Below are 21,116 nucleotides of genomic sequence, written 5' to 3'. Positions count from 1 at the left end.
CGTTATTCAAACATTTCCTTCACTTTCTGGAAGAAGGATTTGCTGTTTTTATCTGGTGCAGGTTGAAAGTTTTGACTGCCATTCATTTTTTCCAACATGGCTTTTTCTTCGCTGCTTACATGCTGTGGCGTCCACACATTTACATGAATGAGCTGGTCGCCTTTTTCGTAGCTCTGCAAGCTGGGGAAGCCTTTGCCTTTGAGGCGGAAAATTTTACCACTCTGCGTACCGGCTGGAATTTTGATTTTGGCCTTACCATCAATGGTCGGCACCTGTACTTCGGTGCCAAACACCGCATCGGGGAACGACACGTATAATTCGTAAGCCACGTTCAATCCATCGCGGTGCAGTTCTGCATGTGGTTCTTCTTCAATCAGCACCCGCAGATCGCCGGCATAGCCACCCCGTTCGCCGGCGTTGCCTTTGCCTTCTACCCGCAGTTCAATGCCTTCGTGTACACCGGCAGGTATGTTCACAGTTACGGTTTCTTCGCCAAACACCCGACCGTCGCCTTTGCAGCTGCCGCACTTGGCGGTGATGCTGGTGCCTTCACCATTACAGGTTGGGCAGGTAGTTACGGTTTGCATTTGACCGAGGAAGGTGTTTTGCACCCGGCGCACCTGGCCGCTACCGCCGCAGGTACCGCAGGTTTGCACACTGCTTTTGTCTTTGGCACCGCTGCCGCCGCAGGTTTGGCAACCCACGTATTTTTTCACCTTGATGGTTTTGCTGGCGCCTTTGGCAATCTCTTCAAAGTTGAGTTTGATTTTTACCCGCAGGTCGCTGCCACGGGTACCACGGGCACGGCTCTGGCCGCCACGACCGCCACGGCCACCACCGCCGCCAAAGAAGCTGCCGAAAATATCATCACCAAAAATGTCGCCGAACTGGCTGAAAATATCATCCATGTTCATGCCGCCGGGGTGACCACCGCCACCGGGACCACGGCCGGGACCAAATGCCGCATGACCAAAACGGTCGTATTGTGCCCGCTTGTCGGCGTCACTCAAAATTTCATAGGCCTCAGCGGCTTCTTTAAACTTCTCTTCAGCCGCCTTATCGCCGGGGTTGCGGTCGGGGTGGTATTGCATGGCCACCTTGCGATAAGCTTTCTTAATCTCATCGGCCGAAGCGGTTTTGCTAACGCCCAGTATTTCGTAAAAATCTCTTTTCGAACTCATAAACTTAATTTGCCAATGTGCCAATAAGCGAATGTGCTAATGGAGCTTGGTGATATAAAACAGGCTGGTGATGAATGAGTGCATTGGCACATTTTCACATTTGCCCATCTGCACATTATTTTCCGACCACCACTTTTGCAAAGCGGATAATCTTTTCGCCGAGGTAATAGCCTTTTTGTACCTGGTCTATCACCTTGCCCTGCAGGTCTTCGGTGGGGGCAGGAATTTCGGTGATGGCTTCGTGCAGGTCGGGGTTGAACTCCTCACCTACGCTGCTCATGGGTTTGAGGCCTTTTTGCTCCAGGGTGCTGCGCAACTTGGCAAATACCAATTGCACCCCTTCTTTCACCACGGCTACATCTTGTGCTGTTTCCATGGTTTTTTCGGCCCTTTCGCTGTCGTCGAGCACATCCAGCAGGGAGCCAATCACTTCGCGGCCGGCGGTTTGCATCAGCTCAATGCGTTCTTTAGCAGTACGCCGTTTGTAGTTGTCGAACTCGGCAAAAAGGCGCAGGTATTTGTCTTTCTGCTCAGCCAGCTCTGCCTGCAGTTTTTCCATTTCATTTTCGGTAGCCACGGCTTCATTCAGGTTGTTGGTACCTGCTACATTTTCATCCGTGTTCATGCTTTCGCCGGCTACTGCTTCTGCGTTATTGTCAGTCATTTCTTCGTTTTTATGCAATTCTTGCTGTTCCATAGCTACAAATTGAGTGCAAATGTAGAAGCCACAAGAATGCTGCCAACGCAGGCGAAGTGCAAAAATGACAGGAAGCGGGTGGCGGGAATCAGGAATTAGAGATTAGAAATTAGGGATTAGGGAACCACCAAGTCACGAAGGCGCAAAGGGACACGAAGGATTTGGGGAAATAGAAAACGGGTGATGAAGAAACTGGCAACTGATTTCCCTGCCAACCACAAACCACAAACTACAAACGCTTCAACCCTAACCTCGTCCTTAACCTTGCCTTCAACCAACTATTTTTGCCGAAACTCCTCTCCGTTGCCAACAGATATCCTGCTGATTACGCCTGCATTTACCCAGTTGAATACGCCCTACCCGGCTACGGCCTACCTCAAAGGTTTTTTCAACACCAAGGGCATCAGCTGCCGGCAGGCCGATTTGGGCATTGAGGTAACGCTGCGGATGTTTTGCCGACAAGGATTGCAGGACATGTTTGCCCGGGCCGCTGCCAAAGCCGATCAGTTCAGCGACAATAGCCGCCGCATTTTTGCCCTGCAGGACAATTACATCCATACCATCGACGATGCTATAGCCTTTTTGCAAGGCAAGAAACCCACCCTGGCGCAGCTTATAGCCAAACGTGGATTTTTACCCGAAGCGGCTCGTTTTGCGCAGCTCGACGACCTGCAGTTTTCATTCGGCAACATGGGCTTTCAGGATCAGGCCAAGCATGTGGCCACCATGTACCTCGAAGACCTCGGTGATTTTGTGAAAGAAAACATCGACGAGCATTTTGGCTTTAGCCGCTATGCCGAAAGGCTGGGCCGAAGTGCCAACAGTTTCGATGAACTGTATCAAACCTTACAGCAACCGCTGAGTTGGATTGACAGCATCAGCATGAATTTGCTGGAAGCTCATATTCAAAAAGCACAACCGAAACTGGTAGCATTATCGGTGCCTTTTCCGGGTAATTTGTTCAGTGCCTTTCGCATTGCGCAGCACATCCGCAAACAGCATCCACAGATTCAGGTAGCCATGGGTGGCGGCTTTGCCAATACTGAGCTGCGCAGCCTCAGCGATACACGGGTGTTTGAATTTTTTCATTACATCACGCTGGATGATGGCGAACGACCACTGGAACAACTGCTGAAATACATTGACCGTGAATGTAGCGCCGACGAATTGAAACGCTGTTTTCTCCTACAAGACGGTGTACTTCACTACAAGAACAGCCCCGCTTTCAGCGATTATAAAATGAGTGATGTAGGTACGCCAGATTACAGCGACCTGCTGTTGACGGAATACATCAATGCTATAGAAATAGCGAACCCCATGCACAGTTTGTGGAGCGATGGCCGCTGGAATAAACTCACCATGGCACATGGCTGCTATTGGGGAAAATGTACCTTCTGCGATGTGAGCCTCGATTACATCCGGCTGTACGAGCCCGTAGCTGCGGCACAAATCGTTGACCGCATGGAGCAGCTCATTGCCCAAACGGGTTTCAATGGTTTTCATTTTGTAGATGAAGCGGCACCGCCCTCACTCATGAAAGCATTGAGTATTGAAATATTGCGGCGCAAACTCAACGTGGCCTGGTGGACCAATGTGCGGTTTGAAAAAAGCTTTACCCAAGACCTTTGCTTCCTGCTGAAAGCAGCGGGCTGCATTGCCGTAAGCGGCGGCCTCGAAGTAGCCAGCGACCGCCTCCTGCAACTCATCAACAAAGGCATAACTGTGGCACAGGTGGCGAAGGTAAACAAGCATTTTACCGAAGCAGGCATTATGGTGCATGCCTACCTCATGTATGGTTTTCCTACGCAAACCGCACAGGAAACCATCGATAGTTTGGAAATGGTACGCCAGCTGTTTGAATGCGGCGTATTGCAATCGGGCTTCTGGCACCAGTTTGCCATGACGGCCCACAGCCCGGTTGGTTTAGCTCCCGAAAAGTTTGGCGTAAAAGCTGTCATTCCGTTTACACCAACCTTTGCTGACAACGATGTGGTACACGAAGACCCCAGCGGAACAGAACATGAAATGTTTAGTGACGGTCTAAAAAAATCGTTGCATAACTACATGCACGGTGTAGGTTTTGATGTGCCGCTGTTTAAATGGTTTGAACACAAAGTACCCAAAACCAGCATTGCCCCGGATTATATCCGCAACATTTTGACCAATGTCGATAGCAGCCCAAGCACTGCCAATACCAAAGTGATCTACTACGGCCCGCAGCCAGCCATCGAGTATTTTGTAAAAACGAAGAAAGGAAGCAGTTGGAGCATGGCATCGCTACGTTTTGAAAGCCGTAGCAAAACCATCAACATTAGTGTGCCCGATACCCAAGGGAAATGGCTGCATGAACTACTACAAAAAATACACATCGACCAGCCCCGCCAGTGGACATTGCAAGAAGTGAAAGCCGACTACACTGCTGCCGGTTTAGAACACTTTGAACTGTTTTGGGACAACAAGCCCATCAATGGGTTGAACAAAGCCGGACTTTGGGTGGTTTAAGCATTTTTTAAGGGTATATTTTTCATCGAAAACTGTACGATTTGAATGTGAATCACCCATAATATTGTGTATAAAATACATGTTTGCTTATGAAAAAACTTCTACTCGCAGTAGTGTTGCTGGCCGGACATGCCTATGGCCAAAACACGTACAATGGCAATGGTAAAACCGGTTTTGGCGGCACCATTGGCAATGGCTCACTTACCATTGCAGAATCTGGCACTGACATTGTGCTGACGCTGACTACCGGTGCAGCCCTGAACGACAATCTGGTGATTTATTTTGATTCTAAAACGGGCGGCGTAGCCAATACCAGCACCATTAATGACGATGCCGATGGCGGCCGTGCTTCAGTATCGGGCAACAGTGGTGCCAATGCTTCTGAAGTTACTTTTCCTGCAGGTTTTACGGCAGACTACGGTATGGCTTGGGGCAATTTTGGCTCCGTATTGTTTGAGCTGACACCCGGAGGCGCCAACAGCCTTACCTACATCAGCTTCAATAGCAATACTACCACCCGCACCATTCCTAAATCGGAGTTGGGCATTACCGGTCCTATCAGATTCAAATTTGTAGCTACATATGTAGCAGCTTCGGCCTACCGCAGCAATGAAGCCCTGGTACAAAACATTGGAGATGGTACTGCAGGTGGTGGCCCTAATTTTGGATTTGCTCCCATTACTTTTTCTGCCAGCAACGAATTTCCTCAAACACCATTGAATGTATCGCTAAAGCAATTCAATGCCCGCCGCCAGGGTCAGACGGCTGAGCTCAACTGGCGTGCCAGCTGCAGCGGCAGCTATGCTACGTTTGAGGTGCAGCGCAGTATCGATGGTAAAAACTTCAGCAAAGTATACAGCGAAAAAGCAGATGCTGCCCGTTGTAACCTGCCTTTCAGTTATGCAGATGTAAACGCCGGTAGCAGTAAGGTTTTCTACCGCCTCAAACTCACCAGCGATGCAGGTAAAATAACGTACAGCAGCGTAGCCGTGCTGATGCCAAGCGGCGCTGGCAACGGGCTTAACCTGAACATGGTACCATCCGTAGTAAGCAACAGTGCACTGCTGCAACTGAGCACCACTCAAAAAGCCAACCTGCAACTGCGCATTGTAGCTGCGGGTGGTCAGATTGTACAAAGCCAGCAACTGTCAGTAGTAGCCGGTAGCCAAAGCCTGTCACTCAGTACCGCCAGCCTGCCCGCAGGTGTGTATACTGCCGTGGTAACTGACGGAAAGCAGCAAACGCAACTCCGCTTTGTAAAGCAGTAAATAAATCTTTCGAAATCTCAAAAGAGCATGCCAAACAGCATGCTCTTTTTTATCTGGAAAAAACCGGTTTTCATCGATGAAATAGTCGCTTTGTGCTACGATGCAGATTTCAATGTGTTCATAAAAATTGATGTTCCTACTTTTACACGAAATGTACATGCCCCTACATGTACGCACCCACTACCCTTTCTCTTGGCCCTACCCAGATTATTTTCCTTACCAAAATCCCGGAATGAAAACACGTTTACTCCTCCTTACCCTCCTGCTTTGTTCTTTTTCCTACCTGCAAGCCCAGTATTGCACACCGGCCACCAGTAGCGGTGGTGTGTTTATTAGTCAGGTCAATTTCAACAGCACCGGTATTAGCAGTGGCCTCAATTACAGCACCGGTTCTTCGGGCTTCAGCTTTACCCCTGGCAGCGCCGGCACCATGCAGCGCAATTGTGAAGTGGTACTCCCCGTCACCATCAGCAACCCCGGCGGCACCGACCGTGATGTAACCATGGCTTTGTTTATTGATTACAATGCCGACAATGATTTTGACGACGCAGGCGAAACGGTGGTGAATTACAGCAACACCGTAACAGCCAGCAGCACACTCAATGCCAGCCTCAATTTTACTGTGGTACCTTTTACCAGCAGCACCCTGCGGGTACGCATCGCTTTGCGCCAGGGCAACACAGCCGCTACTGCCTGCGACGCCTATACCGGCGAGGTAGAAGATTATGTGCTGAGTGTGCCGGCCAACAGTGCACCGGTGCTCAACAGTGCATCCAATCCTTTCATCAATTCGTTGGTAGTAACTCAAACCGACAACGAAGGTATTTCTGTTGGCGACCTCATCAACTCCAGCACTGCTGCAGCATTTATGACCGACGCTGAAAGCTGTGTGGCCAAAGGCATTGCCATCATTGCTACCAGTGGTGCGCATGGCGATTGGGAATACATTTTACCCAATGGCACCTGGGCGGCGATGGGTGCAGTTAGCAGCAGCAATGCACTGTTGCTGGCACAAGATGAAACAGGCCTTGGTACAAGAATCCGTTTTAACCCAACCGGAACGGGCACCGCTACCATAGAAGTTCGAGCCTGGGACCAAAGCGAAGGCATTAATGGCGCCTATGTAAACATTGCGGCTACAGGCGGTACATCGGCCTATAGCAGCAATAGTAAAATTATTTCGCACACTACCGTGAGTGCCGCAGCAGTAACAGGTAACGCATCTGTATTTATGCCCATCTACAGTTCCTACAGCGGCAACTTCAATCTGCGTAGCGCCTTGTTATCCCGTAGTACAGGTATCACCCAACAATCGAACGAAATAACAGCCGACAACTTTAGTGGCAGTGGCAATGATGTAGCCGTTGACTTCATCAACAACAAAGTGGTTTGGATTGGTGGCAGCAGCAGCAGCGAATTGCTCCGCAGCAATTACGATGGCAGTTCTATTGAAGTGCTGGACAACAGCAATTTGAGTGCCCCTTCGGGTGTAGCAGTGGGTGCTGGTAAAATATTTGTGGCCGACAATGGTACGGGCTTATTCAGCTTTAACCCCGATGGCACAGGCATTACCGCCATTACTGGTGGTGCAGGCCAGGCCAATAATATTGGCAACACCGGAGACATTGAATTTAACAGTGGCAAAATTTATTACATCAATCAACCAGTAGTGCCCGGCGATTACTTTATTGTGCAGGCCAATGCCGATGGAACCGGCACGGTGAATTTGTACAACACGCCCAATACCATTACAGGTTTGGCCATTGCGGGCAGCATTATGTACTGGACAGAATGGGATGAAGTAAATACCGCTGAATTGCTCAGTCGGAATATTTCATCTGGTACTGTCAATACATTGGCTTCGCAAACAGGCCAGCAATACCGCGACCTGTTGGTAGATGCCAACAATAGCCGCATCTACTTTATCAGCATCGATCAGGCAAGCGGCATTTATTGCAAAATCAATTCCATTCCGCTAAGCGGCGGCAGCATTACCGCAAGGCTCACACTTAGCGATGTGGTATACAGCATGGCACTAAGTGCCGACCTCAGTGTACTACCCGTTCGCTACCTGAGTGTAGAAGCCAGCAAACATAACCAGCAGGTATTGCTGCAATGGAAAGTAGGCAGTGAAATAAACGTGTTGCGCTATGCAGTACAACGCTCTGCAGATGGCCAACAATTTACCAGCATTGGCGAAGTAATGGCTACAGGCAACAGTCAATATACATTTACCGATGTACAACCGCTCAAGGGCAATGCCTATTATCGCATTGTCAATATCGACAAAGATGGTCGCTTGCAATACAGCAATGTAGTGCTGCTCTCGGTTACACCCACTGCAGCCGTACAATGGTATCCTACACTCATTCAACAAAACACAGTAACCCTGCAAACCAGCAATATGGCTGCCGGTAAATACAGCTACACATTGCTGAACATGCAGGGTCAAATACTGCAGCAGCAAAGCCTGCAACTCATGAGCAATGCGGTGCAACAAATTCTGCTGCCTGCTGCATTACCTGCCGGCACTTACCAAATACGCTTACAAAACGAAACCCAGCGTTGGGTACAAACATTGATAAAACAGTAACCATATTTGCAAAAAAGCAAAAGCCCGATGAATCAAATCATCGGGCTTTTTTGTTGATGAAGAACAGCTATCTGTTCCAAGTTTCTACCAATCGAACGAACTCGCTGCGGTAGCCATCGGCATCAGCATCTTTGGCATAACGAGCCAAATGAATGAGGTCCGCCATTTTTGTTTCGCCAATCAATTCAGATTGACGCAACACCAAGCCAAACCAGGCTACAGCTGCTGCAAAACGAAAATCATTACTACTCTTAGCCAGCTGCACCGATTGGGCATCAATCACCTGCAAGCCTTCAGTGCTTTTGCTTTCATGAGGCAGCTTGTACCGAAACTTAATAGTAGCCAGTTCTTGTTGATAGCGATTGTTATGCTTGTCACGGTTGCTGTATTTCAGCACTGGTGCATCTTGCAAAAATTTGCTTTCAGCACCGGTAGGAATAATTTCATACAAAGCTGTCACTACATGACCGCTACCCAATTCGCCGGCATCAATGCTGTCGTTGGCAAAATCTTCTGCTTTAAGCATTCGTGTTTCGTAGCCTAGTAAACGGTAGCGCTGCACATGCTGCGGATTGAATTCAATCTGAATTTTTACATCCTTCGCCACGGCATGCACCGTGCCCGCAAATTCTTTGCCCAGCACCCGGTTGGCTTCCTGCAGATTGTCGATATAGGCGTAATTGCCGTTGCCTTTTTCGGCCAGTGATTCCATCACATCGTCGCGGTAGTTGCCATCACCAAAACCCAGGCAGGTAAGGTATACACCTGTTTGGCGTTTTTGTGCAATGAGCTTTTGTAAATCGCCGGTGCTGCTGATGCCTACATTAAAATCGCCATCGGTAGCCAGCACAATGCGGTTGTTGCCCTTTTTAATAAAATTGTCGACCGCAATTTTATACGCCAGCTCAATGCCTTCGCCACCGGCCGTGCTGCCACCAGCCGACAATTTATCGATAGCATGTGTGATGCTGTCTTTGTATTGAGCACTGGTACTGGGCAATACCACACCCGCAGCGCCTGCATACACCACAATAGCTACCCGGTCTGCAGCCCGCAATTGCTTCAGCAACACTTTCATCGATTGCTTGAGCAAGGGCAGCTTATTGGGTTCATTCATAGAGCCAGACACATCAATCAGAAATACGAGATTAGAAGCTGGCAAATCATCCTGCGGCAATTCTTTTGCCTTTAGTGCAACCCGCAGCAATGTATGCCCGTTATTCCAGGGCGCCTGGCTGTATTCTGTATGCATGGCAAAAGGCATATTGCCGGTGGGTGCTGCATAGTTGTATTTAAAGTAGTTCACCATTTCTTCAATCTTTACGGCACTGGGTGGCACTTGTTCGCCGTTGTTGATGAACCGCCGCACATTGCTGTACGATGCATTGTCTACATCAATGCTAAACGTACTCAATGGCTCCAATGCCGGATTGGTAAATGGATTTTCTACAAAGGGATTGTAAGACTCCTGTTCGATAGTTTCGGGTTCGATGTACATGCGACCATTCTCTACCGTAACACCTACCTGTTGCAGGTTTTGCTTCAGCTTATCTACTTGTGCTTCTTCTTTTTTGCTACGCTTTTTGGTGTTGATGATGATCACCCCTTGTGCAGCACGACTTCCATAAATGGCAATGGCTTTGCTGTCTTTCAATACATCTATGGATTCTATTTCTGAAGGATTGATTTTTTTGACATAGCTATCCGGCACGGGCACACCATTGAGCACATACAAAGGCTGGTCTTTCGCGTCGAGACTGGCGGCACCACGGATGCGTACTTGTGTAGCAGCACCAGGAGCACTATAGTTAAATGCTGGCGGTGCTGGTGCAGCCTGACTGCTGCGCATATTCAACCCCGCTACCCTGCCCTGCAAAGCCTGCGAAAGCTCTCTGCGTTGTTGTTGCTCTTGTTTGGCCTGTGCTACTGCCATACTTTTTTCTTACCCGCAACATAACCCGTCACTACCACTTCATCCAACTCAGTGTTTACAACCGCTGTTGGAGCAGAAGCCACCGCGGCCATCAATGTATCGGCAACAGTTGTCGTAACCGTGTTTGGCACAAGGGTTGTTTGCTCTTTGATAGCATTACCCGTATTGCCCGGGGTAGCATTTTGCGTAGCCAAATCTTTTTGCGGAAGCGCTGCCAGCTGCTGCTTTGCAGGTGCCGGTTGTTGTTCATTTTTCTGAATGGCTTCGGTGTCTACTGTATCATCCGGCTGCGTTGGCGTTGGGGGTAAAACAATGGCTACATCTTTGGCAGGTATCATGGGTTGTTGGGTACTGCTGTTGTACCACCAAATACCCAGCATGAGTATTACGATGGCGGCGGCAGCAATGCTCAATACCCGCTTCCAAGGAAATATAACGGCCTTGGGTTGCTGCTGTTCATCCAACCGCTGTTCTACCCGCTGCCATACGGCCTCAAAGCCTTCGAAGCGTTGCTCCTCAGTGTGGCGTGCCGCATCTTTAAACGATTCGAAAAAATTATCTTGATTGCTCATGGCGCTGTAATGATTGGTCATAAAATGTTTGTACCATCTCCTGCAGTTTTTTGCGGGAGAAACTCAATTGCGATTTCGACGTGCCTTCGGAAATGCCGAGCAGTTCGGCTATTTCGCGGTGGCTATAGCCTTCCATCACGTAGAGGTTAAACACCGTTTTGCAACCATCGGGCAACTGGTGCACCAGCGCCATCAAATCGGCACTGGCCATGGGAATGGGCGTGTTGTCGTCGGGCATATGGGCCACGGCCTGCTCATCCATGTGTACCGCAAAGCTGGTTTTCTTTTTGAGGTATGCCAGGCATTCGTGTACGGCGATGCGTTTGGCCCAGCCCTCAAAAGCCTGCACTTCTTTGAGCTGCCCAATTTTGGTGAGGATAATAAAACAGGTTTCGGCCAGTACATCTTCTACTTCGTGAGGGTGCCGTAGGTACCGCCTGCAGGTGTGGTACAGTTTGGGCGCCACTTGCTCGTACAACAAGCGCTGGGCCGGTCGCTTCATTTGCTGACAGTCACGTATCAGTTGTTCGTTGATCACTACGCGGTGCTTTACTATCCAAGAGGGAAAGTAGGCGCAAATGGTTGGATGGTGGAGAGATTTTTTTGGGGAAGCCAATGCCGTACTTGGGCATTTGCCTGGCGGAAGAGCCAAGGCTGATAGGCAATCTGTAAATTGCAATAGCTTTCCTACCGAAAGCCGTCAACATGTCACACTAAATTTCGCTGCCCCAATGATGAAATGTATTTCGCTTTTTTTCTTGCTCTCTATTTACCTTGTTTCATGCGGACAGAAGAAGACAGTTGATACTACAGCCTCTGTAGCAGCACTCAGTAATAAAGTCATTCCGTTGGTTAATCATCTCGACAATCAGGATAGTTGTCTGATGGCTTTGCGATACCTGGACAGTGCTACCGAAATCAATAAAGATTGTTTTAGCTGCTATCAAAACAAACTGATGTTTTTGTACGCATTGCAGCAATTCGATAAAGCGATTGTAGCCATCAATGAATGCATAAGACTACAACCACAGGCACATGATTTGTACCTTACTGCTGGCGTGTTGTATGAAAAAACGGGCGATAGCAGCAAAGCTGCCCAATACTTTCAGCAATCCTTATTGTTGCTGAAACCTGTACTCGACAGCATGAATACTGACCATCCCGATTATGAATTGTTGATGACCAATCAAGCACTCAACCAATTGTTGCTGGGCGATAGTACAGCAGGTAACCAATTGCTGCAAGCGGTTGCAGACAGGCAACAAGCACCAGAGCAAAAAGCATCGGTATTATCATTTGCCAACCGCAGTAAAAAGGAGTTGGTGGATAAGCTAACGAAAATGCGCTGAGTTTTACAACTACATTTTCATGCTTCAATTAAGCGAAGAAAGCACGGCCGATGAAGTGTCCCGATAGCTATCGGGAGACGCCTGCCTGCGGCAGACAGGCAACGAAGTTCAATAGTAGCACTACTGCCGGGCCCATACAAAAACTGCTCTTGTGTTACCAAGAGCAGCTTTCATCCAGCACCATCTTTACTATCCATTATGCTTGTAGCAGGCCGTAGCACTGCTGTACAATTTCCAGTTCTTCGTTGGTGGGTACAATCAGCACCTGCACTGGCGATTCGGCAATGCTGATGCTGCGAATGCCGCTGCCTTCGGCACGGTTGGCTGCCGCATCAAAATGAATGCCCAAAAATTCGAGGTGGCTGCAAATGCGCTGGCGGGTATCGGCATCGTTTTCGCCCACACCTGCGGTAAACACAATGGCATCAATACCATTGAGCACAGCGGCATAAGCGCCAATGTATTTTTTGATGCGATAAGCATACAACTCACTTGCCAGTTCGGCTTGTGCATTGCCGGCCTGCACGGCAGCCCGCACTTCCCGCATATCGCTAAAACCGGCAAGGCCCTGCATACCGCTTTGCTTGTTCAGCAGGTTGTTCACCGCCTGCGGTTCATAGCCCAGCTGATCCATCAAATGAAAAATAACGGAAGCGTCAATATCGCCGGCACGGGTGCCCATCACCAATCCACTTACGGGGCCAAAGCCCATGCTGGTATCTACCGATTTGCCGGCATCTACCGCCGCCATGCTACAACCATTGCCCAAATGAATGGTGATGATTTTAGCCTTGGAGTTTTGCAAATACGCCATGGCTTGCTTGCTCACATAGCGGTGCGAAGTGCCATGAAAACCATAGGCCCGAATGCCATGCTGCTGGTAGAGTGCTTCCGGTATGGCATATCGGTAAGCCTTTGGCGGCATGCTCTGGTGAAAAGCCGTATCGAACACCGCTACCTGTTTGGCGTTGGTAAATATTTTTTCGGCTACTTCTATGCCCAGGTAGTTGGCGGGGTTGTGCAAGGGTGCCAGCGGAAACAGCTCTTTAATTTTTGCTTTCACCGCCGCATCAATAATGGTGGTGGCCGCAAAACTTTCGCCACCATGCACCACCCGATGGCCCACAGCTTCAATATCATCAGGATTGCTGATGACGCCCACTTCAGGGTCTGTCAGCAATTTGGCTACGGCATACAAACCCGCTTCGTGATCCGGTATAAAACCTTCTTGTTTGGTAATGGTTGTTGCATCGCCCTTGTACACTTTGTGGGTGATGATGGAATGATCGAGCCCGATGCGTTCGGCCAGTCCGCTACACAGCGGCTTTTCCGAAGGCATTTTAAACAGTTGATACTTGATAGAACTACTGCCTGAGTTGATAACGAAAATATACATACTGGATGTCTGATGTTAGATGTTAGATCTTAGATGTTAGATGTCTGATATCGGGGGTCGGTATTACTTCGTCCTTCTTACCTCGTCCTTCTATCTTCCTTACTACTGCTCCTGCGCCTGTATGGCTGTAATGATAACGGTGTTGTACACATCTTCCACCGTGCAGCCGCGGCTGAGGTCGTTGATGGGTTTGTTGAGGCCTTGCAGCATGGGGCCGATAGCGAGGGCACCTGTTTCGCGTTGTACCGCTTTGTAGGTGTTGTTGCCCGTGTTCAAATCGGGGAAGATGAGCACACTGGCCTGACCAGCCACTTCGGAGCCCGGCATTTTTTGGCGGCCCACTGAAGGGTCTACTGCCGCATCGTATTGAATGGGGCCTTCCACTTTCAAATCGGGGCGCTTGGCTTTGACGATGGCTGTTGCCTGCCGCACTTTGTCTACATCGGCACCTTCACCCGAAGAGCCTGATGAATACGACAGCATGGCAATGCGTGGTTCAATACCAAATGCCTGGCTGCTTTCGGCAGAAGAGATGGCAATTTCTGCCAGCTGCTCGGCAGTAGGATCAGGGTTTACAGCGCAGTCGCCAAACACCGATACCCGATCGGGCAGGCACATGAAGAAGACCGATGACACGGTAGAAATACCGGGCTTGGTTTTTACAAACTGCAGCGCCGGACGAATGGTGTGCTGCGTGGTATGCACCGCACCGCTTACCATACCATCTGCCATGCCTTTGTACACCATCATGGTACCGAAGTACGACACATCGGTCATGAGGTCACGGGCCATTTCTTCTGTCACGTTCTTGGCTTTACGCAGTTCATACAGCGTGGTCCAAAAATCTTCGTAGCACTCAGCCGTAGCGGGGTCGAGTACCGTAATCTTCGACATATCAGGAAAGAGACCGAGGCGTTTGAAGCTGGCGGTTACTTCTGCCGGATTACCGAGAATAGTGAGGCGCACAATATCGTTATTGATTAACCGGGCAGCGGCTTTGAGTATGCGGTCATCGTTGCCTTCGGGCAATACAATGTGCTTGAGTTGTGCCTTTGCCTTACGTGTAAGCTGATATTGGAACATGTGCGGCGTAATGCCTTCGGGCACATAGGTTACCATTTTTTGCTCCAGCAGTTGCACATCCATGTACTTCTCAAAACTGTTGATGGCCAGCTGAATTTTTTTGGGGTTGTCGGCACTCAGGCGAGACTGAATAGAGCCCAGGTTGGTGGTGGTGCGGAAGGTGCCCGACTTCACCGAAATCAATGGTACAGCAGATTGTGAGCCTTCTACCAAACGCATGATTTGTGGTTCGGGCTCGATGCCGCCAGTAAGTACAATGCCTGCTACTTTAGGATAGTTAGCAGAAAGATTGGCCTGCATGGCTCCAATGATGATATCGCCCCTGTCGCCGGGCGTTACAATCAGCACATTTTCAGAAATATGGCTCAAAAAGTTGGGCAGGTGCATGGCACCGGTAATGAAATTATCTACCTGATTGGTCAACAGGCTTTCACCAGCCAACACTTTGCCACCAATTTGCTCTTGTATTTCCTTTACCGTAGGGCTTTGCAAGCCCTTGCTTTTGGGTATCACACACAGCAGTGTCTCATTACCGAGTTGTCCGCTCAACAAGGCCTGTACATCATCCACCATGTCTTTTGCCACTTTGTTTACCACCACGGCCAACACTTGTACGTCGTGGCTTAAAAAAGTACTGAGCACGGTTTGTACATTCTGTACAATTTGGGCAGTGCTTTTGCCTTGGCCCGACACCACTATAATCACCGGTGCACTCAGGTTGTTGGCAATGGCTACGTTGGCTTCAAATTCAAACGCCGTGCCTTCGCCCAAAAAGTCGGAACCTTCTATCACGGTGAAGTCATTGCTTTCTTCCAGCGCCTTCACTTTGTTGATGATAAGATCGATGATTTCGCCGCGGCCTTCGTTTTGCATTTGCTGCAGTGCCTGGCTGCGGGTAAATGCATACATGTCTTCGTAAGGCGTACTTACACCAAAATGCTGTATCACGGTTTCAATGTCCGCATCTTTTTTGTCGGCACTTTCTTCGTTGATGATGGGTTTGAAATACGCCACTTTGCGGGCCTTGCCCAAGAGCATGTGCAGCACACCGAGTGCTACCAGCGACTTGCCGCTATACGGCTCTGTAGTGGCGATAAATATTGTTTTTGCCATGGTAATGGATTGATGTTTTGCTTTTGCAACCGTTGAGGCAAAAGTAGCCTTTCGGCCAGGCAGGAAACCTGCGCTATATCAGGCAATAACATGAGGTGGCGCAGATTTTTTTGAGGCTTGCCTACCAGCAGTGGGCTATGCTGAAGCAAGCAAACGATTGCGTAACGGATGACTGCTGTAAGATACACTTCGCCCCCGAATACCAGCATGGCCTTCGCCGGTCCGCAGCCCTTACCTTTGCCGCTACAATTTGTACAACCGGAGCCCGTCTCCATCAACCCCTGTATATGCAAACAATGTACCTGCGCAAAAAAATTGCGCCCCGTGTAGAAAATGGTCACCCCTGGATTTTTGCCAACGAAATAGATACGGCCCGCAGTACCACAGCCACCACACCCGAAGCCGGTGATATTGTGGAAGTACGCAATGCGCAGGACAAATTTGTAGGCTACGGCTACATCAACCCCAAAAGCCAGATATTGGTGCGACTGCTGAGCCGCAACCAGAAAGATGTGATTGACGAAGCGTTTTTTCATCGTCGCATAGCCGAAGCATGGGCCTACCGCCAGCACATTGGCTATACCGAAAACTGCCGCCTCATTTTTGGCGAAGCCGATGAAATGCCGGCCCTCATCATCGATAAGTTCAACGATTACTTTGTATTGCAAACGCTGGCTTATGGCATGGAAGTATGGAAGCCCGCCATTGTAAAAGCCCTCAACAGTATTTTTTCACCCAAGGGTATTTATGAAAGAAATGATGTACCCGTTCGGGAGCTGGAGGGCCTGCCGCAAATCAAAGGCTTTTTGAGTGAGCCCTTCGATACCAATATCATCATCAACGAAAACGGCCTCAAATTTCACATTGATATTTTAAATGGTCAGAAAACGGGCTACTTCCTCGACCAGCAGGACAATCGCCGGGCCATTCAGCACATTGTAAAAGGCGCCGATGTATTGGAAGCATTTTGCTACACCGGTACGTTTAGTGTACACGCCGGGCACTATGGCGCCAAAAGTGTACTGGGCCTCGACATCAGCGAAAATGCGGTAGCGCAAGCCCGCCGCAATGCCGAGCTCAACGGGCTGCAAAACATTTGTCAGTTTCAGGCGGTGAATGCCTTTGATGCGCTAAAACAGTGGACAAAAGATGGTCGTCAATACGATGTGGTTATACTCGACCCGCCAGCCTTTACCAAGAGCCGCGAAAACATACAGAAAGCCATTACGGGCTATAAAGAAATCAACCTGCGGGGCATGAAGCTGGTGAAGCCGGGTGGCTTTTTGGTAACTGCCAGTTGTACCAACCTGGTGCAGCCCGATTTGTTTTTGCAAATCATCGACATGGCAGCCAAAAATGCCCGCAAAAAACTACGGCAGGTGACCTATCAAACACAGGCCAGCGATCACCCCATTGTGTGGGGCATGGAAAACACCGAGTACCTGAAGTTTTTGATTGTGGAAGTGAAGTAGATTTAATAAAAAGATTTTCTACCATTTCACACACCAACATTTTTTTATGAAAAGAGCAATGCTACTGTTGCCGATGTTTTTGCTTGGCCTGTTTTCATTTGGGCAAGATGTTGATGGTTATTATATCAAAAAATCGGGCGATACCATCAGAGGAAAGGTGAAACTGCCGCTGCTGCCTAAACTCAAATTGGGCGCTTCTTCTCAAATTACATTTGACCCCCTGGCTAAGGAAGCAGTGAAGGAAGCAAAGGAAATAGACTATGCTAATCTTACATTCGACTTCCGGTTTTCGCAGGGGGGGAGAGAAGCATGAAAAAATTGACCGGTTAAAAGTCAAAGGTTTCGGTTTCTTATATGAAGCCCACCAATATGACTTTATCAGTTGGGATGTAACAGCGAACAAGCAAATGTATCTGATACCCGCCACTGGTGATGTGGCGCCAGATGGTGTGTATTTTATTTTGCGAAGTGTAGAAGGCGCTTGGCCGGTTTATTCTTTGTTTCAAGAAGTTGAAATGTCGAGAAAATCATGGAATAATAATGGCGGGCCTTCTTCCCCAGCTATCAACAAATCATACGATGGAAATGCTTTAAAGAGAGACGTTATTTTCGAGCATCCCACCAAAGGACTTTTGTACATATCTGATCAATATCCTTTGTTGATGAAGCAGGCACAGGTTCCTCAGTTTCTCCAATTGGAACAGGCCTTCATGCAAACACTCAGCAGCAAAGAAACCATGCTCGATATCGTCAAAAAATACAATGTCTGGGCGGCCAACAATCGCTAGTACATTAGCTTTTGTCTCTTAGAAAAAAAGAATACTGCAGTTATTTGAAAATTGTTACTCCGCCAGCAACGCCTGCATCGTTGCATAAAATTCCTTTTTGAACGCCTCAAAATATTCCGGTGCACCGGGGCCGTAAAAACCGTTGTGTACTTTGCGTACCCGGCCTTGCTTATCAATGAAAATAGTGGTTGGAAAATATTTGATGTCGGTAAGCTGTGGCAGGGTTTTAGCCGCCTTGTCGGGGTCGGCGCTTTTTACACCTGTTATCAGCATGGGGTAGCGAACATTAAAACGTTGTTTGAATTTACGCAGGCTGGCGGCGCTTCGGGTAAAATCAGTACTCAGTTCATACGCCAACGACACAATTTCTACCTGCGGCATTTTTTGCCCGTTGTAGTAGTCGCTCAAAAATTTTGTTTCGTCCATACAGTTGGGGCACCAGCTACCCATAATTTGTACAATGGTCACTTTCCCTTTGAAGCGGTCGTCGGTCAGGCTTACCATGTTGCTGTCCAAATCGGGAAAGCGAAACTGCAGGCGGCTTTCACCCGACTTCATACCGGCGGCGGCGGCCGTTACATCTGGCAGACTGGCTTTAGCATCCCGCATGGCTTTGAAAGCATCGCCGGGGGCATTGCCGCTAAAAAAAACACCATTCACAATGCTGTCTTGCGAAGCTTGAGCTTTGAATGCATAAATATGAGCACCGTCAAAAGCAGTGAGGTATAATTCCTTTCCACTCACCCTACCTTCTAAAAAGCGGTAATCGCCACTGGGGTTGATGATGGTGCCGGTGAGGCGGTTGCCTTGCTGCTTCAATTCTGCAATAGCAGGGCGCCAGCTGCCATCGGCCCGTTGAAACTGCATGGCCCAGCGGCCGCTCAGGTTGGCCACGGGTGGCTGTACCTTGCCGGGTATTCGGGGACCATCGGTTTGCTGGCCGGTTACCTGCCAGCGTTGGTATTCGCCAGATGTGCCTTTCAGCAGCCAGCCTTCTAGCTGCGTTACCGATTGAATGCGAAAACCCAAGCGGGTTTCAAACAATGGCATATCAAAATGCAGCGAGTCGCCCGACAGACGCAGGTTGTTTATTTCCAGTGTTTCAGTATCGTTGAGAAAAGCCAGCACATAGTGGCTACCCTGCTGCTGCAGATTTGCCTGCACATATACGGGCAAACCACCGGGGCGGCTAAGGGTAAACAACCATTTACCGCTTTGCAGTGGCTGTGCCTGAGCCATGCTCAGCAGGCTTGTTGCCAGAAGGCCAAAAAGAATCCGTTTCCAAAACATGGCACAAAACTGCGGCATTCCACAACATGGGCATGCTATCTAATTTGTAAAAAGCGGAATAACGGACATAAAAATGCCGCTGGAAAAACAGCGGCTGTCAGCATTTACTTGGCTACCTGAAACTTGTTGCTTTCCAGCAATCGGCCGGAGGCATCCCGCACCTGAAAAATGTATATGCCGGTAATAAAATCGGTCAGGTTTATTGTGAGGCGGTTACTGTTGATGGCCTGACTGCTCACTTTTCTGCCCAAAAAAGAATAAAACTGAATAACAGAACCTCTTTCTACAGGTTGTTTAAACTCAAAATTGATAAACGCCGAAGCGGGGTTGGGAAAGAAGTGTACCAGTTTAGACTCCGCAGCATTACCCGTACCCAAGCTTTTTTGAGCAAAGCCGGCCTGCGCCAGGGTGGCAAAAACGAGTATCGCAACGAATTTCTTCACGGATTCTTATAAAGGTAGGCCAAAGAAATAACTTTTTGTGCAAATTTTCAAGGTTAAACATTGAAAAAGCCCCCGCTGTAAGGCAGGGGCTCTGTCAATTTTTTGTTACCAGCTTAAGCCAGCTCCGCCAATTTGGCCTGGATAGCGGCAAAATCAGGCAGGTCGCCGGCGCTTTCCAACACCTCTGCGTAGGCAATATTGCCGTCTTTGTCTACAATAAAGGCTGAACGCTTGGCTACGCCACGCATGTCGAGCACAAAGTTTTCGTACAGCGCACCGTAAGCAGCAGCCGTGTCTTTGTTGAAGTCGCTCAGCAACTGAAAGTTGAGGTTTTGTTCTTCTTTAAACTTACCGAGGGTAAACAGTGAGTCTACACTGATGCCCAATACTTCGGCATTGGCATTGTTGTACACGCCAATATTGTCGCGGATATTGCACAGTTCAGTGGTGCACACGCCTGTAAATGCCAGTGGGAAAAACAGGATCAACACGTTTTTGCCTTTGTATTGCTCCAGACTCACTGGTTGCTTCTCTGTATTGAACAGGGTAAAATTGGGGGCCGCCTGGCCTACCGTTACTGCCATAATGTGATTGTTTTTGATTTGAGGATGCAAATAAAACTCAATAACAGCGGTACGGCAAAAAGGTTATTGCAGCCGTGGAAAGGATGGGAATAGACAGGCTTGCATTGCCGTCGATTGGTTATTTTCGCCGCATGATCAGCCAACTGACCGGTCGTTTTTTACACAAAACGCCTACCCGTGTCGTCGTAGACGTACAAGGCGTGGGGTACGAACTGCAAATCAGCCTCAACACTTATTCTGATATTCAGGCAGCCGACAGCGGCACCCTGCATACCTACCTCAAGGTGGCGGAAGATGCTTTTACCCTGTATGGATTTAGTGAGATGGCCGAACGGGAAGTGTTTCTAAAGCTCATCAGCGTTTCGGGAGTGGGTGCTGGCACGGCCCGCATGATGCTCAACAGCATGAAGCCCGTGGAAGTGGCCCACGCCATCAGCACCGGTCAGGTAAAAACCCTGGAAGCGGTAAAAGGCATCGGTAAAAAAAACTGCCGAACGGATTGTGCTGGAGCTCAAAGACAAAATGGGACAGGTACAGGCCGGCCATCAGCCCACATCCACCTTATTGCCCGGCTACAATACGGCAGATAAAGATGCGTTAGATGCTCTGCTGGCACTGGGCATTGCCAAAGCCCCGGCCGAGCAGGCCCTGCGCAAAGCAGCAGCGGCATTACCGGCTGGCTATACCGTTCAGGATTTAATCAAACAAGCACTAAAAGCTATCTGATAAAAGTTTTATTTTACAACATCACTTTAACCCCCTTCCTATCGATTAAATTCTACGCGACCAAACTAATTGTGCATTGTCACTCAAAGCGTTTTTCAGTGTTCTACTGTGTAGTTGTAGTGTTGC

At 48.9% G+C, this 21,116-nt stretch carries 19 protein-coding genes; 9 read left to right on the top strand and 10 right to left on the bottom strand.

Annotated features, from left to right (window positions below):
* Positions 1-2: 2 nt before the first annotated feature.
* Both dnaJ and GLV81_RS03705 read right to left on the bottom strand, forming a co-directional pair.
* Complete coding sequence (gene dnaJ / locus GLV81_RS03710; RefSeq protein ID WP_157476996.1) at positions 3-1,181, bottom strand: molecular chaperone DnaJ; 1,179 nt, start codon at positions 1,179-1,181, stop codon at positions 3-5.
* Between the two features lie 115 nt (positions 1,182-1,296).
* Positions 1,297-1,878, bottom strand: a complete 582-nt coding sequence (locus tag GLV81_RS03705; protein ID WP_246186224.1) for a nucleotide exchange factor GrpE — start codon at positions 1,876-1,878, stop codon at positions 1,297-1,299.
* 303 nt (positions 1,879-2,181) lie between these two features.
* Here GLV81_RS03705 and GLV81_RS03700 point away from each other — a divergent pair, with 303 nt between their 5' ends.
* The 3 genes from GLV81_RS03700 to GLV81_RS03690 all read left to right on the top strand — a co-directional run bounded on the left by GLV81_RS03700 (position 2,182) and on the right by GLV81_RS03690 (position 8,241).
* The gene (locus GLV81_RS03700) at positions 2,182-4,380 is read left to right on the top strand and encodes a B12-binding domain-containing radical SAM protein (RefSeq protein WP_157476994.1); all 2,199 of its coding nucleotides are present in this window, start codon (positions 2,182-2,184) and stop codon (positions 4,378-4,380) included.
* 89 nt (positions 4,381-4,469) lie between these two features.
* A complete protein-coding gene (locus GLV81_RS03695) occupies positions 4,470-5,648 on the top strand; it encodes a T9SS type A sorting domain-containing protein (protein WP_157476992.1) in 1,179 nt (392 codons plus the stop codon).
* 232 nt (positions 5,649-5,880) lie between these two features.
* Entirely contained in the window at positions 5,881-8,241 is a 2,361-nt protein-coding gene (locus GLV81_RS03690) for a GEVED domain-containing protein (RefSeq protein ID WP_197428906.1), read from the top strand.
* Between the two features lie 67 nt (positions 8,242-8,308).
* Here GLV81_RS03690 and GLV81_RS03685 read toward each other — a convergent pair whose 3' ends face one another.
* The 3 genes from GLV81_RS03685 to GLV81_RS03675 are packed head-to-tail and all read right to left on the bottom strand — an operon-like array spanning position 8,309 to position 11,284.
* Entirely contained in the window at positions 8,309-10,174 is a 1,866-nt protein-coding gene (locus GLV81_RS03685) for a vWA domain-containing protein (RefSeq protein ID WP_157476987.1), read from the bottom strand.
* Positions 10,165-10,746, bottom strand: a complete 582-nt coding sequence (locus GLV81_RS03680; RefSeq protein ID WP_157476985.1) for a hypothetical protein — start codon at positions 10,744-10,746, stop codon at positions 10,165-10,167. The genes GLV81_RS03685 and GLV81_RS03680 overlap by 10 nt, the downstream gene beginning before the upstream one ends.
* Positions 10,730-11,284, bottom strand: a complete 555-nt coding sequence (locus GLV81_RS03675; RefSeq protein ID WP_197428905.1) for an RNA polymerase sigma factor — start codon at positions 11,282-11,284, stop codon at positions 10,730-10,732. Before GLV81_RS03675 ends, GLV81_RS03680 begins: the two co-directional genes overlap by 17 nt.
* Before the next feature lie 193 nt (positions 11,285-11,477).
* Between GLV81_RS03675 and GLV81_RS03670 the strand changes: the two genes are divergently transcribed.
* Positions 11,478-12,095, top strand: a complete 618-nt coding sequence (locus GLV81_RS03670) for a tetratricopeptide repeat protein (RefSeq protein WP_197428904.1) — start codon at positions 11,478-11,480, stop codon at positions 12,093-12,095.
* A 196-nt stretch (positions 12,096-12,291) separates the two neighbouring features.
* On the opposite strand, the gene GLV81_RS03665 is transcribed toward GLV81_RS03670, so the two are convergent.
* Together GLV81_RS03665 and pta are read right to left on the bottom strand one after the other, a co-directional pair.
* The gene (locus tag GLV81_RS03665) at positions 12,292-13,491 is read right to left on the bottom strand and encodes an acetate/propionate family kinase (protein ID WP_157476981.1); all 1,200 of its coding nucleotides are present in this window, start codon (positions 13,489-13,491) and stop codon (positions 12,292-12,294) included.
* 102 nt (positions 13,492-13,593) lie between these two features.
* Entirely contained in the window at positions 13,594-15,687 is a 2,094-nt protein-coding gene (gene pta, locus GLV81_RS03660) for a phosphate acetyltransferase (protein ID WP_157476979.1), read from the bottom strand.
* 287 nt (positions 15,688-15,974) lie between these two features.
* Between pta and GLV81_RS03655 the strand changes: the two genes are divergently transcribed.
* From GLV81_RS03655 to GLV81_RS03645, 3 genes are read left to right on the top strand one after another with little or no spacing between them, the layout of a single operon-like run.
* A complete protein-coding gene (locus GLV81_RS03655) occupies positions 15,975-17,159 on the top strand; it encodes a class I SAM-dependent rRNA methyltransferase (RefSeq protein WP_157476977.1) in 1,185 nt (394 codons plus the stop codon).
* A 46-nt stretch (positions 17,160-17,205) separates the two neighbouring features.
* Entirely contained in the window at positions 17,206-17,472 is a 267-nt protein-coding gene (locus GLV81_RS03650) for a hypothetical protein (RefSeq protein WP_157476975.1), read from the top strand.
* The gene (locus GLV81_RS03645; protein ID WP_157476973.1) at positions 17,420-17,947 is read left to right on the top strand and encodes a hypothetical protein; all 528 of its coding nucleotides are present in this window, start codon (positions 17,420-17,422) and stop codon (positions 17,945-17,947) included. The genes GLV81_RS03650 and GLV81_RS03645 overlap by 53 nt, the downstream gene beginning before the upstream one ends.
* A gap of 54 nt (positions 17,948-18,001) precedes the next feature.
* Here GLV81_RS03645 and GLV81_RS03640 read toward each other — a convergent pair whose 3' ends face one another.
* The 3 genes from GLV81_RS03640 to GLV81_RS03630 form a co-directional block, all read right to left on the bottom strand.
* On the bottom strand, positions 18,002-19,237 hold the full coding sequence (locus GLV81_RS03640) for a peroxiredoxin family protein (protein ID WP_197428903.1): 1,236 nt from the start codon (positions 19,235-19,237) through the stop codon (positions 18,002-18,004).
* A 104-nt stretch (positions 19,238-19,341) separates the two neighbouring features.
* Positions 19,342-19,680 carry a T9SS type A sorting domain-containing protein gene (locus GLV81_RS03635; RefSeq protein ID WP_157476969.1) on the bottom strand — a complete coding sequence of 113 codons (339 nt, stop codon included), beginning with the start codon at positions 19,678-19,680 and terminating at the stop codon, positions 19,342-19,344.
* Positions 19,681-19,793: 113 nt separating this feature from the next.
* Positions 19,794-20,264, bottom strand: coding sequence for a redoxin domain-containing protein (locus GLV81_RS03630; RefSeq protein ID WP_157476967.1), 471 nt, complete (start codon positions 20,262-20,264; stop codon positions 19,794-19,796).
* Between the two features lie 83 nt (positions 20,265-20,347).
* On the opposite strand from GLV81_RS03630, the gene ruvA reads away from it, so the two are divergent.
* Positions 20,348-20,854: a Holliday junction branch migration protein RuvA gene (ruvA, locus tag GLV81_RS03625; protein ID WP_246186360.1), complete on the top strand. Its 507-nt coding sequence runs from the start codon at positions 20,348-20,350 to the stop codon at positions 20,852-20,854.
* Positions 20,829-20,990, top strand: coding sequence for a Holliday junction ATP-dependent DNA helicase RuvA (locus tag GLV81_RS19895; protein WP_246186223.1), 162 nt, complete (start codon positions 20,829-20,831; stop codon positions 20,988-20,990). Before ruvA ends, GLV81_RS19895 begins: the two co-directional genes overlap by 26 nt.
* The last annotated feature ends 126 nt before the right edge of the window (positions 20,991-21,116 follow it).

The sequence above is a fragment of the Phnomibacter ginsenosidimutans genome (assembly GCF_009740285.1).
Lineage (GTDB): Bacteria > Bacteroidota > Bacteroidia > Chitinophagales > Chitinophagaceae > Phnomibacter > Phnomibacter ginsenosidimutans.
This window is presented reverse-complemented; position numbering and strand designations above follow the sequence as displayed.